The sequence below is a fragment of the Pantoea graminicola genome, from assembly GCF_048452665.1.
Taxonomy (GTDB): Bacteria; Pseudomonadota; Gammaproteobacteria; order Enterobacterales; family Enterobacteriaceae; genus Pantoea.
This window is the reverse complement of sequence record NZ_JBLWSJ010000012.1, coordinates 1-12995: the sequence shown is the minus strand read 5'-3', so window position 1 is coordinate 12995 and position 12995 is coordinate 1. Positions and strand designations below refer to the sequence as shown.

Here is a 12995-nt window from a genome sequence, read left to right as displayed (position 1 = left end):
TCACTTACCCTCTTTCCATCTACAATTTCCTGCATAAACACATTTTCGCCATAAACCTTCAGTAGTGCATATTTTTTACCGTTCTGGTTATATGTATCAAACGATGTGTTAGCTGCAAATGAGCTTCCGTAAATAACGAACGTTGTGCTCACAAGCAACAAACCCATGATGACGCGCACAAAACATTTTCATATCGCGATGAAAGCGGACGTGATGATGTTTAGTTAATGATAAAAGAGTTATTTTGCATTACATTTGTACGACAGTTTAAACAGGTAACCCCGAAAAGTTGGGGTTCATAATGAGGGAAAATATAAGATGGAAGTGATTCATGAATTTACAACAGCGCTGATTAAGGCGTTTAGTCCTGTAAAGGCTTACATAGACAACATTAGCGATAAACCTATGCTGCTTGTAACCACCCTTGCAGCTATATACACGGCGCGTGCCGCCATTGCTACATCAAACAGCACAAAAGTGTCAGAAGCAACGCTTCTTCACACGCAGAGAACCAGTCGCAGAGATGAGTTTATCAGCCGTTATAACCTTCTTCTTGAGCAGCATAAGGAGCAGCTGAATATTGTAAAATCCTACCTCGATACCAAAAAAGGTAAAGAGCTGCTCGACGGACTCATTGAGGAAACTGACCATCTGACAGCATTCAAAACGCTGCAGGGACACAACATCATCAGCCCGTACATGCGTGTGCTATACCATCTTTTGCGTCATATCGATGCGCACTACATCGATAATGCAACTGAAGAGGATAAAAAAAAGTATTCTTCCATTGTAAGGTCACTTATCAGAAACGACGTCCTGTTCCTTGTTGCGGTTAATGCGAGCTATGTTATCGAAGACAATAAGGAAAACGACTACGGAAAATATCAGAGGCTGTTGAGGAAGTTTGATTTCTTTGAACACGCTCTTTTTTTCAATGCCGTTGACGTTACTCCAGGGCTGGACAAGGATGCCGTCAGTAATGCCCAAAGTGATGTTCTTATCGGCCTGAGTGCGAATCACGGAGAGGAAATGAAAATCAGAGCGGTTAATCATGATTTGACGAATGCGAAATTCAAGATCCCATTTATAGTATCCTGTATTTTTGATAACCCCCTTAATTCTGAGTCTCTTGAATGCCTCAGAACGATAGTGGTGGATTTTGAAAATCAAGCAGGCGAGGACCGTGATGATTACTTGACTCGTAATGAAGACAATCTTAATCCGAGGACATTTATTTATGATTTATATGGAAGGAAATATATTAAATCATCGGATGATGCGGTAGTTGAAATGGAAAAAACCGGAAAGGCCGATTTGGATTTCTATAATCAACTGCCAGACGTTGATGAAAGCTATGTTAATAATTACCTGTCAATTTTAAAAGATAAAGACCCCTTAGCATTGACCGGTGACTGCTATATCAGAATATACGATGCTAATAATCATGTGAGTATTAAGGGACAGAGCGAATTCTGGGAAGGCTGTACGCAGTTTCTTGCCTGGCAAAAACATCTGGAATCGTTAGCTAGCGGTGATGCAGACCGTAAATACATTCAGCGTGAAAAGCAGCGGCTGTCAGATTTTCACAGTGCCGTACTGAGCCAGCGCCTGATGGCCTGACAGCGGGCGGCTGATAAAGCCAGCCGCCAGTGTCTCTTTTCTTAATGGGTAACAAAACAGGCATACGGTTACCCGCCCTCCCCTTCACCACCCTTCCGGCCTCAGCCCTGACACCACGCGGCCTGCAGGTCGATTCTGCGAATAAATCCCGTCCGATCGGGGCCGGAGCCGTGGTTTTGCTGCGTAACCGATACCGGAATACACTGGGTTTTGTTACCCTTCCCTTTGCACGCCCGCGATTTATTCCGGTGGCGGCAGCTTCTGTACGGGGGCAGAATAGACGTTAGAAGGACGATTTACGGATTTTGAAATCTGACGGGGTTTGCCCCTGCGAAATCGAAAAAATTCGCCCAGCGCACCGGTGTAGTACCTGTGTATTACATTCGTAACAAGGTGCCTGCGACCACTGACAGTCTCAGACGAGGACGATATTAATGACGGTATCACTGGAAGACATTCCTGCGGTGAGCCCGGGCGGGCTTACGCTTACCCCGGCAGAGCGCCTTACGCTCCTGGAGCGTGGCGTGCTCACCCTCGCACAGCGTGACGGGAGCACCCTGATTCTGTGGCTAAGCAGATCCGGCCATCTCTCTGAGCAGTACTATCCGGCAGCGCCGGCAGCCGCGCTGGACCGCTGGCGTGAGGAGTATCCGGATGCCCCGCCCGCTCACCGGGTTCATGACGAACCGGAACAGGATGACGGTTTCGCGCCCTGAAAAATAGGGTCCTGAGGTGTGTTGTGTATGACAAAAGTATTTCAATTGTCATACTTATGCGCGCCGGTTCACATTCTGCACCGGATTGCGGTAATACGACTTATGCAGTCCTTACGTGTTTCATCCGTAATACAGAGGTAATACAAATGCACGTCAGGAGTATGTCATGCTGATGCCTACGGCCGGCTCCACCGGTGTGGCTGCACAGAGCTGGGAAACGGCACTCGCCCTGCGTGGCATGGCGCTGCTACAGCACGACCTGCCGAAGTACCTGCTGGCGCCTGAGGTGGCCGTGCTGCTGAGCTGCTTTGACGACGAGCGTCAGCGCATGCTGTTTGCGTTTCTGTGGAATAGCGGCGCGCGCATTACCGAGGCGCTGATGGTGACCCCGGAAGATCTGCAGCTGGACGGTCCGCGTCCTTTTGTCCGCCTGCGTACGCTCAAGCAGCGCAGCCGAGGCCGGGGACGTCCGGCAAAGGACGAGAAGGTCGCACGCGTGGTGCCACTCCTCGATGGCGCCTTCGTCCGGGAATTGCATCGCTATCTTGCCACCTTCCGGCCCGGGCGGCGCACCCCGCTGTTTGCGGTAACGCGGAAAACGGCATGGAGCTGGCTGCAGCAGGCGAACGACAGAGCCAGTGCGGCCGGCATTGCTTTTGCTGTCACGCCGATCAGCCCGAGAACACTGAGGCACAGCTTTGCGATGCACCTGTTCCTGAATCACGTGCCGCCGAAAGTGGTCCAGACCTATATGGGACACGAGCGCTATGAAAGCACTGAGCAGTACCTTAAGGTTTTTGCGCTGGACGTGGCGCCGCAGCTGGGGATCCGCTTTAACCTGGATGCGCAGGATTTTGCGGGTATGCTAATACGAAAATGAAATTCATTTGTATTACAAGTGTAATTCACTTGGCCTGCATAAACGTATTGTCATCTTTGAATAGGCTGAAATTAACCTGACTCAATGGAGCGCTAAATGTCACATCCACTTTTCTCAAGTTTTCCATCTAATCGATGCCCGGCTTGGCTCTGTCCTGCCTGTGAATCAGTCTCGCTGGCTATAGATGCCAGCACCTTCAGATACGATATGAACAGATACACCAGGATGAACAAGCATCATGGCTGGTTCGATCCACGTGACTATACATACATCTTTAGTTGTATGGTTCAGTGTTCCCGACCTGAGTGTAGAGAAGTTGTAGCTGTTTCAGGCATTGGCTTTGTTGATGACATTTGGGAGCTTGATGTTCATGGCCATCCTGAACCGGAATACATAGAGTTATTTCAGGCCAGGCATTTTTATCCTCCACTTCCGCTGTTTAAGACTAACGAAAACTGCCCTGAAAAAGTTAAGACGCGTCTTACCGATATCTCATCATTACTGACTGCACATCCTTCCGCTGCAGCCAATGCTATTCGTTCGTTACTTGAGGTTTTGCTTGATGATGTGAATGTGCCTCGTGTGGTACTGACAAAATCTGAGAGACAGCATTTTCTTAAGCTGCATGCGAGGATTGAGGACTATCCTCATTTGCTCGGTACACACTATGATGCATTTATGGCGCTCAAACATTTCGGCAACGCCGGAAGTCATGACGGTCAGCCTATAATGCAGAGTCATCTAGATGATGCTTGTGAAGTGCTTGAGATTATTATTCAGCAGCTTTATCACAAGCCTGCTGACATATCAGGCCATATCGCCCGCCTGGATAAGGCGTTTGCCAGAAAGTAAATATACACGCGCTGCTATTGGTTTTTGTGTCTGACGTATGTAATGCATATGATTTGCGCAATTTACGTTGCAAGGAATTTTATGTGTGTTTCCTTTACTGTGTACCAGCAGGATGAAAGCACGAATTTATTTTAAAATGCATGATTATGTATTACAATTGTAACACATTTATTAGCTACAGGCGTTGAAAAATGGGAACTCCTCAGGAGCACAGAGAAAAAAGGGAATATGCACTCTCGATTGCCTACGAACGTATCGTTGATGAGTTTCTTGCAGATATCCCGGTTATAGAGCGCATCTTGCTTGAGAGAATAGAACCGGACCACTGGTCAATTGTACATCCGGCGTGGCGCAATCATCCTGATCGCGTAGGCTTGCGAATTGATCTTAACTGGCTGCGTCAGCGTAACAAACGACGTGATAAGCTTGATGTCAGCATATGGTGTGATGATAAATTGTGCGGTATGTTTTTAGCCAAATTATCTAGAAAGCGCATAAATGTTGCACTGCGCTACCTAGAGTCGAACCCTTACCCAAATCCTCTACTGGGGTATATGCTTCCTATTGGTTTAATCATCGCTGAAAGCTTTGCATTTGCCTATGAGGCGAAAGAAGTCGCTGTAAGTCAGCCTGATAAGTCTCTCGTACCACTATATCGTCAGCGAGGTTATGAGCTTAATGCTGCTGACCAATCGCGGGAAAAGCGAAATTGTGACATCCGTGCAAAGGTGTTAGTTAAAAAGGTTTTAGGCTACTAATCGAGCAATTAATGAGCATGCGTGGTATAATGCATGTCTCATGAAGGGGTACAAGACATGGCAAAAGTTAAAAGCATAAGAGCAAATTTTACCCAGGCCACTTCAAAGGCTGAAGCGTCATCACGCACAGATAAAGATGTTAGGCCTGCTGCCCTTTCTCTTGACGATTTCACGGGTGAGTATCGTGACGTTGTAAAAGAACTGGTTGCGATCAAACGTCAGATTTCTCAGGCATCCGGAAATCCAGCGAACCCGACATTAAATAAAATCGTAGAGCAGGCTGTTATGCGAATTGTCCATGTAGGCCAGAAGCAGCGCATAGCACCTTCAAAGGTCAAAAAAACCGTTATGGCTAGTTCTGCTCAAACTCGCACTACTCCCGAATGGAAGCCCCAGCCAGATTTAGAACGGCGAGCGGGTATGCTTGCGGGTTCTGCTAAACTGCGTAAGATAGGTTAATTCAAACCCGCTTCGGCGGGTTTGATTCTTTTATTAGTGCAATAAAACGCACCTGTTAGATGATATTGTATTTCTTTTGTATTACGTTTGTATTCCAAATGCCGTGGTTTTAAATCTGTGCTTAAGGTGAATTAAATAATTTTCGCAACAGGAATATCATCCCACCTTGTTGTCCACGCCGGTGAAAGCATCTCCCGTTTCATCTTCCACTCCGTGCTCACCCCCTGTCCTGCAAACCACACATTACCCAGCCCGGACTGATTGATACCGTCCAGTACCTTCATCAGCTGCGCACTGTTGGCCCGCGGCTGCACATCATCAAAGAGATTCAGCTGACTGACGCCATTTGGGGTGAAGTCATCGAGCATAATGCCGGCTTTCATGTACCGGCGGTCTTCTAACCAGATGCGGTCAAGCGATCGCATAGCGGCCTCGATAATATCGCGTGTATCCTGAGTTGGCAGGCTGAGCTTCTCGCCGGCACTGTTACCATAGAAAATCTCATTCTCAGCGTGAGGTGATGTCCGGATAAAAACGCTGATGCGCCTGCAGAACTGACGTTCCCCCCTAAGTTTCTCAGCGGCCCGGGTCGCATACTGACAAAGCGCCTGCTGCATAAGCATTTTTGAGGTGATGCGCTCACCAAAAGACCTTGAACAGCAAATCTGCTGCTTAGCAGGTGGCAGCTCTTCAAGTGGGATACAGGATTCACCGTTAAGCTCACGGACAGTACGCTCAAGCACCACGCTGAAATTTTTCCTGATAAGGGCAGGGTGCGCGCGCGCCAGCTGCAGAGCATTACTGATCCCCATCAGGCTAAGCCTTTTACCGATACGCCTGCCAACTCCCCAGACCTCTTCCACTGGCTGCTTTGAGAGAAGGGTTTCGGTACGCCGGGTATTTCCCGACGTCAGCGCCAGCACACCACGGAACTGTGGCCATTCCTTACTCGCCCATTGAGCACTTTTTGCGAGAGTCTTAGTCGGACCCATGCCCACGCCAACTGTCAGGCCGGTCGTAGCCAGCACATGCGTGCGCAGGCGCCGGCCAAAGTGTTCAAAGTCTTCGCAGCCGTCGATGCCGGTCAGGTCCAGGAACATTTCGTCGATTGAATACTGCTCCACGCGGGGTGTCATTTCTTCCAAGGCCGTCATAACGCGCTGGCTGAGACTATGGTACAGCGCGTAATTTGAACTGAAGACATGGACCCGCTCTGAATAATCCTGCCTCTTAATCTGAAACCAGGGATCGCCCATTTTTATGCCAAGTCTTTTGGCGCCGGCGCTGCGGGCAATGACACAGCCGTCGTTGTTGCTGAGCACGATGACGGGCTTGCCACGCAGATCGGGCCGGAATAGTGCCTCGCAACTTGCATAAAATGAGTTGACGTCGGCCAGTCCGAACATGTGCATGGGTTACCTCCCACGTGCACGCGTACTGCTGAAGAACCAGGTGACGACGCCGAGCAGCTGCAGTTCTTCCGGATAGATAATGGCGTAAGCCGGATTCATGGGCAGTAACGCAAGGCGCGGGCGAAGCTGCAGCCGCTTAACTGTGAATTCGCCGTTAACCTCTGCGATAACGATATCACCGTGAGAGGCCTCTTCGGCGCGGTCGACCACCATGACATCACCATCACAGAGGCCAAGATCCTGCATACTGTTACCACTGGCCCGGACGAAGAAGGTCGACGCCCTTCTGCGAATACATAGCTCATTGAGATCAAGTTCTTTCTCAACATAATCCTGAGCCGGTGAAGGGAAGCCTGCGGGGCAGTATTCGCCATATAAAGGGATTTTCACAGGCGGCGTGAAAAGAGCTGGCCATAAAACCGTCAGGCCCTCAGCATAGATTGCCGGTCTCATAGTCCCGTATTCCTGACGTAACGAGACGCTGTAGTAATCTGTTTGCATAGATAACGCATAAAATTCCTCCTTTTCTTTTACTGTTTATTTGTACAGTATTATGGAGGCGAATTTGCGTGACAAGCAAAGCGAAACATTTATCCCTTTTTAAATTTTCATGTTATTGAAAATATTAATATTTTATTTTTCATCTACGGTGCTGACCATCTGGTTAACCAAATGCACCATGCTCTCTTTACTGATCTCATGATTTAGCAATGATGGCAGCATGTGAATAAGTTACAGTGTAACGGTGGCCAGTGCTATTGAACGTTTTACCGTATCCGCGTTTTCATAATCCTTGTAAGTACGCAGGCTGACACCAAGTTCAGCTGCTGCACGTTCTCTGCTCCATAGCAGACTCCTGCGCCAGAGTTTAAGCTGCCAGCCTGTCATTAAGCTCCCTCCCTTTATTAAAATAATAATCTACAAAAAAGTGCAGAAATTGCACTTTTTTAATAAAAATTTTTTGCTATCTCACTTTTTGCCGCCGATTTTCTTTTCTGGTTCTGCAGATAACTATTCAGCGTCGCCTGACAACTGTTATTGCCTTGAAATCCCGGAGTACCTCCCTCCTTGTCGTCGGGCAGCGCCGTGCCTTCACGTTAGCCGGGCCGCTTCGCCTGCAAGGGACGCTGGCGCTCTTCATCCTCACCCGTTCCCCGCCGTGCGCGGGACATTCAGTCCGCTCCGGCGGCGCATGCGGCTTCCGGTGTCGCCCCTGCCGGCTTCACTTTGCGCCCGGCTGCTGTGTCGGCACGGCGCAGGTGAGGCCGTGCAACCATTTACTGAGGAGAAAATCATGCCGAACTGGTGTGCAAACAGGCTGCGTGTGATCGGTCTGGCGGAAAACGTGAGTCAGGTGCGGGCGCTGATGCAGGGAGAGATGCGTCCTGCATATGCACGGGCGGAAAGAGAGGGTATCCAGCTGTTCCTAGCGGGCTGTGCCGGTCTGCTACGCCCGGTAACGAACGAAACGTATGAGCCTTTCCCGGCACTGACGGCGGCGGGGCAGGGTAAAGACACACCGGAAAACCGCGCCTTTACGCAGTGGCTCGCACAACTGCGCGGCGGCGCAGAACTGACGGACGAAAACTGTGCCCGGCTGCACGACCTGTGGCTGGCCACCGGACTAAGCAGCCGCACGTGGGATGGGCTGGATGATGAGGCACAGGCGGTGATGAACAGTTTATGGAAGCGCAAGTTTTTTGACTGGTCAGGCGTGCGTGGGAGCCGTGTAAGTGAGTTCTGGATCCGCACGAATGATAACGATGCTCTTGCAGATGGCTCTGCAGAGTTTGACATGCACCTGCTGCTGCCTACCCGCCTTGATGTGGAAATCAACGGCTTTAACGGCGGCCTGCTGGACAGTGTGCCTGGCGGCTATGAGTTCTATATCGCGCAGTACGGTGTGAAGTGGCCAGCGGGCTATGCACTGGAGGTGGGGGATTGCGGGCCGGACTTTATGGAAGTGCATTTTGATACACCCTGGTCTCCCCCTGATGGGCGGGTATTTCAGGCCCTGAGCAAGCGTTTCCGCGTGACTGCCGAGCACTGGTACGCGGAAAGCGGCTGTAACTTCTGCGGATTCGCCGCCTACAGCGACGGCGAACTGACCGACAGTTGCTGTGGTGAGCTGGAGCGGGATGAAGAGGACGAGGACGGAATTGCGTGTGTGATCGGGCCGGACTGGATAGTAAACAACATCGGCCATTATGGCGGCTGACAGGAGGCGGCGGGGGAAGCCCCGCCGGAAAGAATGATGAAAAGAGAATTTACCCTTGCAGGACTGATAGCCAGCCTGTCGGCATTTTCACCGGACACGCCGTGCGTGGCCCACGTCTGGCTGGCGGACGACTTTGAGGTCATTGACCCGGAACTTACGCCTGGTGAAGTGGCTGCCGCGATCGAACTGGCGGACAGAATGCTCGATGCTGACATCAGCCTCAGCTGGGGATTTATGCGCGACTGCGCAGAAAGCGTGAAGGCCCGGCGGGAGACTGAATGAACATCTGGCTGATCAGTTATCAGGAAGAGACAGGCAGCACCTCACACGAATACCACATGCTGCTAAGCGGGCAGGACTTTACGCTGGCCGAAGCCGCATGCGAATGGATGGGGGAAACCTGGTGGCCTCCGGAACGTCCCGTCTGTTCGCAGGGCTGCTACTGGCAGTTTGACCGGGGCAGCGTCTGGCTGAAGAGCATCGTTCTGCTTGAAGAACGTGAGGCACAGACGCTGACCGGCCTGCGGTTCCTTGATGAGTGGACGGTGAACGGTTCGCCGGATGCGCCCGTCATCTGCGACCGCAGCGACTGCCGGTGGGAAGATTACCGGCCCTGATATTCAAATCCGATGCCGCCCCAACCGGCGGCATCCTTTCAGTAAGGGATAAGATACCCTCTTAGCTTGCAAGTGGAGAGCAGAATTTAGAAGGCCATTTTCGAGGGACAGGAAAAGTGAACGTCTGCTTTGAGCGAAAAGCGGACGTTGCTAACAGCATCCTGTGTGAATCAATACGATCAGGTCAATGACGAGATAGGTACAAAGCAGAAAAAGGGCCTACTGACTAAGTAGGCCCGAGTTCCAAATATTTCGCAAAATTCAGAGAGTTTCTAAGATGGATAACAGTGTTGGAAGCTGACTCTCTCTCACACGGAATCTCCCCGTCCTAGATAATTCCGTTTCAATTCCGTTAACAAAGAAATGTACTGAATCAAAAACGGCTGAACTATTCATATATTTATTCTGATAAATTTCTTGGAGATTCTTTGAACTTACTATTTTTGTCTTTGCTAAAGTAAAAGGATCCACTGGGATGTTAGATAAAGACATGGACTTTATCTTAAGGTCAAACCCCTCAGAAAGACCATTTATAACTTTTCTCAGATCAAATTCTACTGGTTTCAACCCACTATCTTCACCAAATATTTTTTGCACCATAGTATAAGGCACTTTCATGCTCAAAGGAGGGTTAGTGGCATACAATATAATTTTCTTTCCTTGTCTGACGCCAAAGTCCACATTTAAATAAGTTGCTATTTCAACCTCAGAATGTTCGCCATTAGCATATTCTAAGCTTTGCTTACTTATACTTCTCATGGTAAATCTCAGCTCAAGTACTTCAGAATTGCTAGTGATTCTAAAACCATATCCTTTATCATCATCATAGAGGTTGTCATTTACTTTTTTTAATAATTCACTTTTAGTTATATCCTTTTCAATTTTATAAACTTTTACCTTTATCATTATCCAGCCTCCTGATTCAAAGTCTCGCAAGACATAGCTTTCGTTACTGGGTATCGCTTAGTATGCTCTTCAATGATAAAGTCATTGATCAAAAATATTTTTTCTTCTAATTGCTTCATGACTTGATCAAAATCTGCATCACTAAGTTTTTCTCTCTCTGTGGATGCAGAATTACTTTCTTTATATAACACTCTGAATTTTATATTTCTCCCAAGATATTTATCATCAAAACTGAGTTCAAAAGTTATAGTATAGTTCTTAACTGCTGAGGAAAATGATTTCCATCGAATTAAGCTCCGATAAAAACCATCACTGCACAACTCCTTAATTTGAGGAGCATTCACTAATGATAGGCCATCATAGGCGGCATTATTAATGTTAAAGGTTAGATTTTCATCGTCGTCAGATGCCATTTCCTGATTATTAATGTCATCATCATTTTCGTTATCAGTAGAAGATAAAAGCTTGCTTGATAATTCTTGTTTTTCTTCTTTAGGGTTCCCTTCAAGATTATCTCCATTAATATCCAGAGGTGTTTTTATTCTGCTTACTCGAACCTTTTCAAGGCCAGCATATTCAAATCCTGTTTTTTTATAATTTCCATCAAAATCATAAAGATGAACAGCGAAAGTATTTCTAAGATCAGTATCAATGATACTTGACAAATCTATTTCGTTGACAAAAATTTTGTCACAAACAGTTGATGAATATGTATGAATTATTTGGTTGAGAATCTCTGAAATGCGTGGAGTGTAGTTATATCTCACTGAAACATAGCCGTTTCTTACTATAAAAATTATACTTCCACTATACAACTTTTTCTGCTGAAATTTCCCTCTTCTAAAATCAAATTCAGTATAATCAATAGAGATGTGGTAGGTTTGCAATCCTGAGTAATGATCAATTTTCTCATGCCCTAGCAACTTGGGTCTATTTTCTTTAACTTTGTTTACAACGTCATATAGTTTCTCAATATCAAATTCTTCGTATATCCGTTTCACTGAGAAGACGTCTTGGCTGGACTTTGTTGCCAGTCTATCTTGTACTTCTCTGATATGATTATATGAAAATGGCAGATCTGATATTTTTTCTATCAATACCTCTTTTGATAAGTTAGATGGGAAAATCAATCCTCGGTTGAAAGCGATTTTCCTTAATGTAACATCTGTGATTTTTGCACTATTAGAGTGGAGGGCGGTATAAATGTCACTTTCGTTTGAAAACAACGTGGCTTGATATTTATTCATGTCATACTCCTTATGAAAAGTGACATTTTCTATTCACTTGCTTGCTGGCAACTTGGTACTCAAATATAGATAACTTTTGATTAACAAAAGGAATGGATACTATTTTATTCCTTAACATCTCGATATGAGATTGAGTGAAAGAATATATTCCTATGTAATCATTAATGGCAGATTGCAAATGAATACTTGAGTGTAGTGAGAATGGAGTTATAACGAATATTTTGTCAAATTGATTGAGTAATTGATAATTAAATATATACTCTAAAAGAAATATAAAATGATTACTGGAATCAACCTTTTCTTTCCAGAAGATATTCAATATTTTATTTCTTATTCTATCGCCACCATCATTTCTAATGTATGCGTGTTCATATGAGTAAAAAACCATACCAGATGTTATCATTTCAATTGTTGCTGGAAGGATTTTCCCTTTCGTTGCTATTTTATTATGTTTATCAGGGTAGAAATATGTGCAACTCTCTATTTCCGGAATTTTTTGCCATAACATATTTGTTTCTTGTGTTACTTTGTCAGTAATTCCTCTTCTAGTCTCAATGTGTTCTGTAACATCTAGTAAAAACCTGATCATAGTTGGGTCAAACACTGCAATCACAGCGTTCTCTGGGAAATCATAGCTTGCTGTAGCTGCTCCATTTAATTTATCAATTAAATCGGAGTCGTATTCATTATCATGATTATATATAAAAAGCAGGCCGTTAACTTGGTACGGCTCATTTGAGTTGTCAACAAATAGACGCCGCCACTCTGGACTTCTTGGCGCACAAGATACCTGTTGTGATAAACTCCGCACAGTGCTCAATATTGATTTTGTGCCGTCAAGCGTGCTGGCACAATAAGATTTCAAATCTGTTTGTATATACTGAGTTATATCTGAATAAGGGTCTTTATATTTGAAGACCACATCCGTAGGGTGAGTTTTTTTTGGGTTTTCAGATAAAAGTTGTTTAGCGTTTAGATGAGATCTTAAACAACAGTCCCAGCTTATATCCGTTGTATTTTGGGTTTTCCAGCCTAACTCATCAAAAATCCTACTGGAAATGATACCTGCAATCTCATCAATATTCTTAGTTTCTCCGCCCACACTTCCTCCATAGTTCTTTGTTTTATATAGCTAAAAATTGATTCATGCCGTTTTGACCCATTACACAATACGACTAATCAAATAAGAATAATCTTAATTAATTTAATCTTTTTTTTTTGAATCATCAAGAGCCCCACTACTGATAGCCATCAGTAGTGGGCATCACTGCTCATGCTTCAGAAAAAATACTGTTAGCAACGTCCGCTAT

The 12995-nt window shown here is 46.3% G+C and carries 15 protein-coding genes; 9 read left to right on the top strand and 6 right to left on the bottom strand.

The features are described from left to right. Positions 1-318: 318 nt before the first annotated feature. From ACNY69_RS20325 to ACNY69_RS20300, 6 genes are all read left to right on the top strand, one after another. A complete protein-coding gene (locus tag ACNY69_RS20325) occupies positions 319-1620 on the top strand; it encodes a putative phage abortive infection protein (RefSeq protein WP_418799868.1) in 1302 nt (433 codons plus the stop codon). 434 nt (positions 1621-2054) lie between these two features. Continuing rightward, the gene (locus tag ACNY69_RS20320; RefSeq protein ID WP_418799866.1) at positions 2055-2336 is read left to right on the top strand and encodes a hypothetical protein; all 282 of its coding nucleotides are present in this window, start codon (positions 2055-2057) and stop codon (positions 2334-2336) included. Between the two features lie 166 nt (positions 2337-2502). Further along, complete coding sequence (locus tag ACNY69_RS20315; protein ID WP_418799863.1) at positions 2503-3216, top strand: tyrosine-type recombinase/integrase; 714 nt, start codon at positions 2503-2505, stop codon at positions 3214-3216. 96 nt (positions 3217-3312) lie between these two features. Next, on the top strand, positions 3313-4068 hold the full coding sequence (locus ACNY69_RS20310; protein ID WP_418799860.1) for a DUF4145 domain-containing protein: 756 nt from the start codon (positions 3313-3315) through the stop codon (positions 4066-4068). A gap of 191 nt (positions 4069-4259) precedes the next feature. After that, positions 4260-4826, top strand: coding sequence for a hypothetical protein (locus tag ACNY69_RS20305; RefSeq protein ID WP_418799858.1), 567 nt, complete (start codon positions 4260-4262; stop codon positions 4824-4826). A gap of 57 nt (positions 4827-4883) precedes the next feature. Beyond that, positions 4884-5285: a hypothetical protein gene (locus tag ACNY69_RS20300; RefSeq protein ID WP_418799855.1), complete on the top strand. Its 402-nt coding sequence runs from the start codon at positions 4884-4886 to the stop codon at positions 5283-5285. Positions 5286-5416: 131 nt separating this feature from the next. Here the strand turns inward: ACNY69_RS20300 and umuC are convergent, their stop codons facing one another. The 3 genes from umuC to ACNY69_RS20285 all read right to left on the bottom strand — a co-directional run bounded on the left by umuC (position 5417) and on the right by ACNY69_RS20285 (position 7585). Then, complete coding sequence (gene umuC / locus ACNY69_RS20295; RefSeq protein ID WP_418799852.1) at positions 5417-6691, bottom strand: translesion error-prone DNA polymerase V subunit UmuC; 1275 nt, start codon at positions 6689-6691, stop codon at positions 5417-5419. 9 nt (positions 6692-6700) lie between these two features. Beyond that, a complete protein-coding gene (gene umuD / locus ACNY69_RS20290) occupies positions 6701-7150 on the bottom strand; it encodes a translesion error-prone DNA polymerase V autoproteolytic subunit (protein ID WP_418799850.1) in 450 nt (149 codons plus the stop codon). A 279-nt stretch (positions 7151-7429) separates the two neighbouring features. Continuing rightward, on the bottom strand, positions 7430-7585 hold the full coding sequence (locus ACNY69_RS20285) for a helix-turn-helix domain-containing protein (protein ID WP_418799847.1): 156 nt from the start codon (positions 7583-7585) through the stop codon (positions 7430-7432). Between the two features lie 406 nt (positions 7586-7991). Between ACNY69_RS20285 and ACNY69_RS20280 the strand changes: the two genes are divergently transcribed. From ACNY69_RS20280 to ACNY69_RS20270, 3 genes are read left to right on the top strand one after another with little or no spacing between them, the layout of a single operon-like run. Further along, positions 7992-8915 carry a DUF1281 domain-containing protein gene (locus tag ACNY69_RS20280; protein ID WP_418799844.1) on the top strand — a complete coding sequence of 308 codons (924 nt, stop codon included), beginning with the start codon at positions 7992-7994 and terminating at the stop codon, positions 8913-8915. Positions 8916-8948: 33 nt separating this feature from the next. Beyond that, a complete protein-coding gene (locus ACNY69_RS20275) occupies positions 8949-9197 on the top strand; it encodes a hypothetical protein (protein ID WP_418799841.1) in 249 nt (82 codons plus the stop codon). Further along, complete coding sequence (locus tag ACNY69_RS20270) at positions 9194-9532, top strand: hypothetical protein (protein ID WP_418799838.1); 339 nt, start codon at positions 9194-9196, stop codon at positions 9530-9532. The genes ACNY69_RS20275 and ACNY69_RS20270 overlap by 4 nt, the downstream gene beginning before the upstream one ends. Before the next feature lie 261 nt (positions 9533-9793). Here ACNY69_RS20270 and ACNY69_RS20265 read toward each other — a convergent pair whose 3' ends face one another. The 3 genes from ACNY69_RS20265 to ACNY69_RS20255 are packed head-to-tail and all read right to left on the bottom strand — an operon-like array spanning position 9794 to position 12787. Further along, the gene (locus ACNY69_RS20265) at positions 9794-10438 is read right to left on the bottom strand and encodes a hypothetical protein (RefSeq protein WP_418799836.1); all 645 of its coding nucleotides are present in this window, start codon (positions 10436-10438) and stop codon (positions 9794-9796) included. Next, positions 10438-11685, bottom strand: a complete 1248-nt coding sequence (locus ACNY69_RS20260; RefSeq protein WP_418799834.1) for a hypothetical protein — start codon at positions 11683-11685, stop codon at positions 10438-10440. Before ACNY69_RS20260 ends, ACNY69_RS20265 begins: the two co-directional genes overlap by 1 nt. A 10-nt stretch (positions 11686-11695) precedes the next feature. Further along, on the bottom strand, positions 11696-12787 hold the full coding sequence (locus ACNY69_RS20255; protein WP_418799831.1) for a PD-(D/E)XK nuclease domain-containing protein: 1092 nt from the start codon (positions 12785-12787) through the stop codon (positions 11696-11698). Positions 12788-12995 lie beyond the last annotated feature (208 nt).

What these genes read in the sequence shown, in the direction of transcription:
- ACNY69_RS20320 (WP_418799866.1), top strand. Translation starts at nt 2,055, where the DNA reads ATGACGGTATCACTGGAAGACATTCCTGCGGTGAGCCCGGGCGGGCTT.
- ACNY69_RS20305 (WP_418799858.1), top strand. Translation starts at nt 4,260, where the DNA reads ATGGGAACTCCTCAGGAGCACAGAGAAAAAAGGGAATATGCACTCTCG.
- ACNY69_RS20310 (WP_418799860.1), top strand. Translation starts at nt 3,313, where the DNA reads ATGTCACATCCACTTTTCTCAAGTTTTCCATCTAATCGATGCCCGGCT.
- ACNY69_RS20315 (WP_418799863.1), top strand. Translation starts at nt 2,503, where the DNA reads ATGCTGATGCCTACGGCCGGCTCCACCGGTGTGGCTGCACAGAGCTGG.
- ACNY69_RS20285 (WP_418799847.1), bottom strand. Translation starts at nt 7,585, where the DNA reads ATGACAGGCTGGCAGCTTAAACTCTGGCGCAGGAGTCTGCTATGGAGC.
- ACNY69_RS20325 (WP_418799868.1), top strand. Translation starts at nt 319, where the DNA reads ATGGAAGTGATTCATGAATTTACAACAGCGCTGATTAAGGCGTTTAGT.
- ACNY69_RS20275 (WP_418799841.1), top strand. Translation starts at nt 8,949, where the DNA reads ATGATGAAAAGAGAATTTACCCTTGCAGGACTGATAGCCAGCCTGTCG.
- umuC (WP_418799852.1), bottom strand. Translation starts at nt 6,691, where the DNA reads ATGTTCGGACTGGCCGACGTCAACTCATTTTATGCAAGTTGCGAGGCA.
- umuD (WP_418799850.1), bottom strand. Translation starts at nt 7,150, where the DNA reads ATGAGACCGGCAATCTATGCTGAGGGCCTGACGGTTTTATGGCCAGCT.
- ACNY69_RS20265 (WP_418799836.1), bottom strand. Translation starts at nt 10,438, where the DNA reads ATGATAAAGGTAAAAGTTTATAAAATTGAAAAGGATATAACTAAAAGT.
- ACNY69_RS20280 (WP_418799844.1), top strand. Translation starts at nt 7,992, where the DNA reads ATGCCGAACTGGTGTGCAAACAGGCTGCGTGTGATCGGTCTGGCGGAA.
- ACNY69_RS20270 (WP_418799838.1), top strand. Translation starts at nt 9,194, where the DNA reads ATGAACATCTGGCTGATCAGTTATCAGGAAGAGACAGGCAGCACCTCA.
- ACNY69_RS20300 (WP_418799855.1), top strand. Translation starts at nt 4,884, where the DNA reads ATGGCAAAAGTTAAAAGCATAAGAGCAAATTTTACCCAGGCCACTTCA.
- ACNY69_RS20260 (WP_418799834.1), bottom strand. Translation starts at nt 11,685, where the DNA reads ATGAATAAATATCAAGCCACGTTGTTTTCAAACGAAAGTGACATTTAT.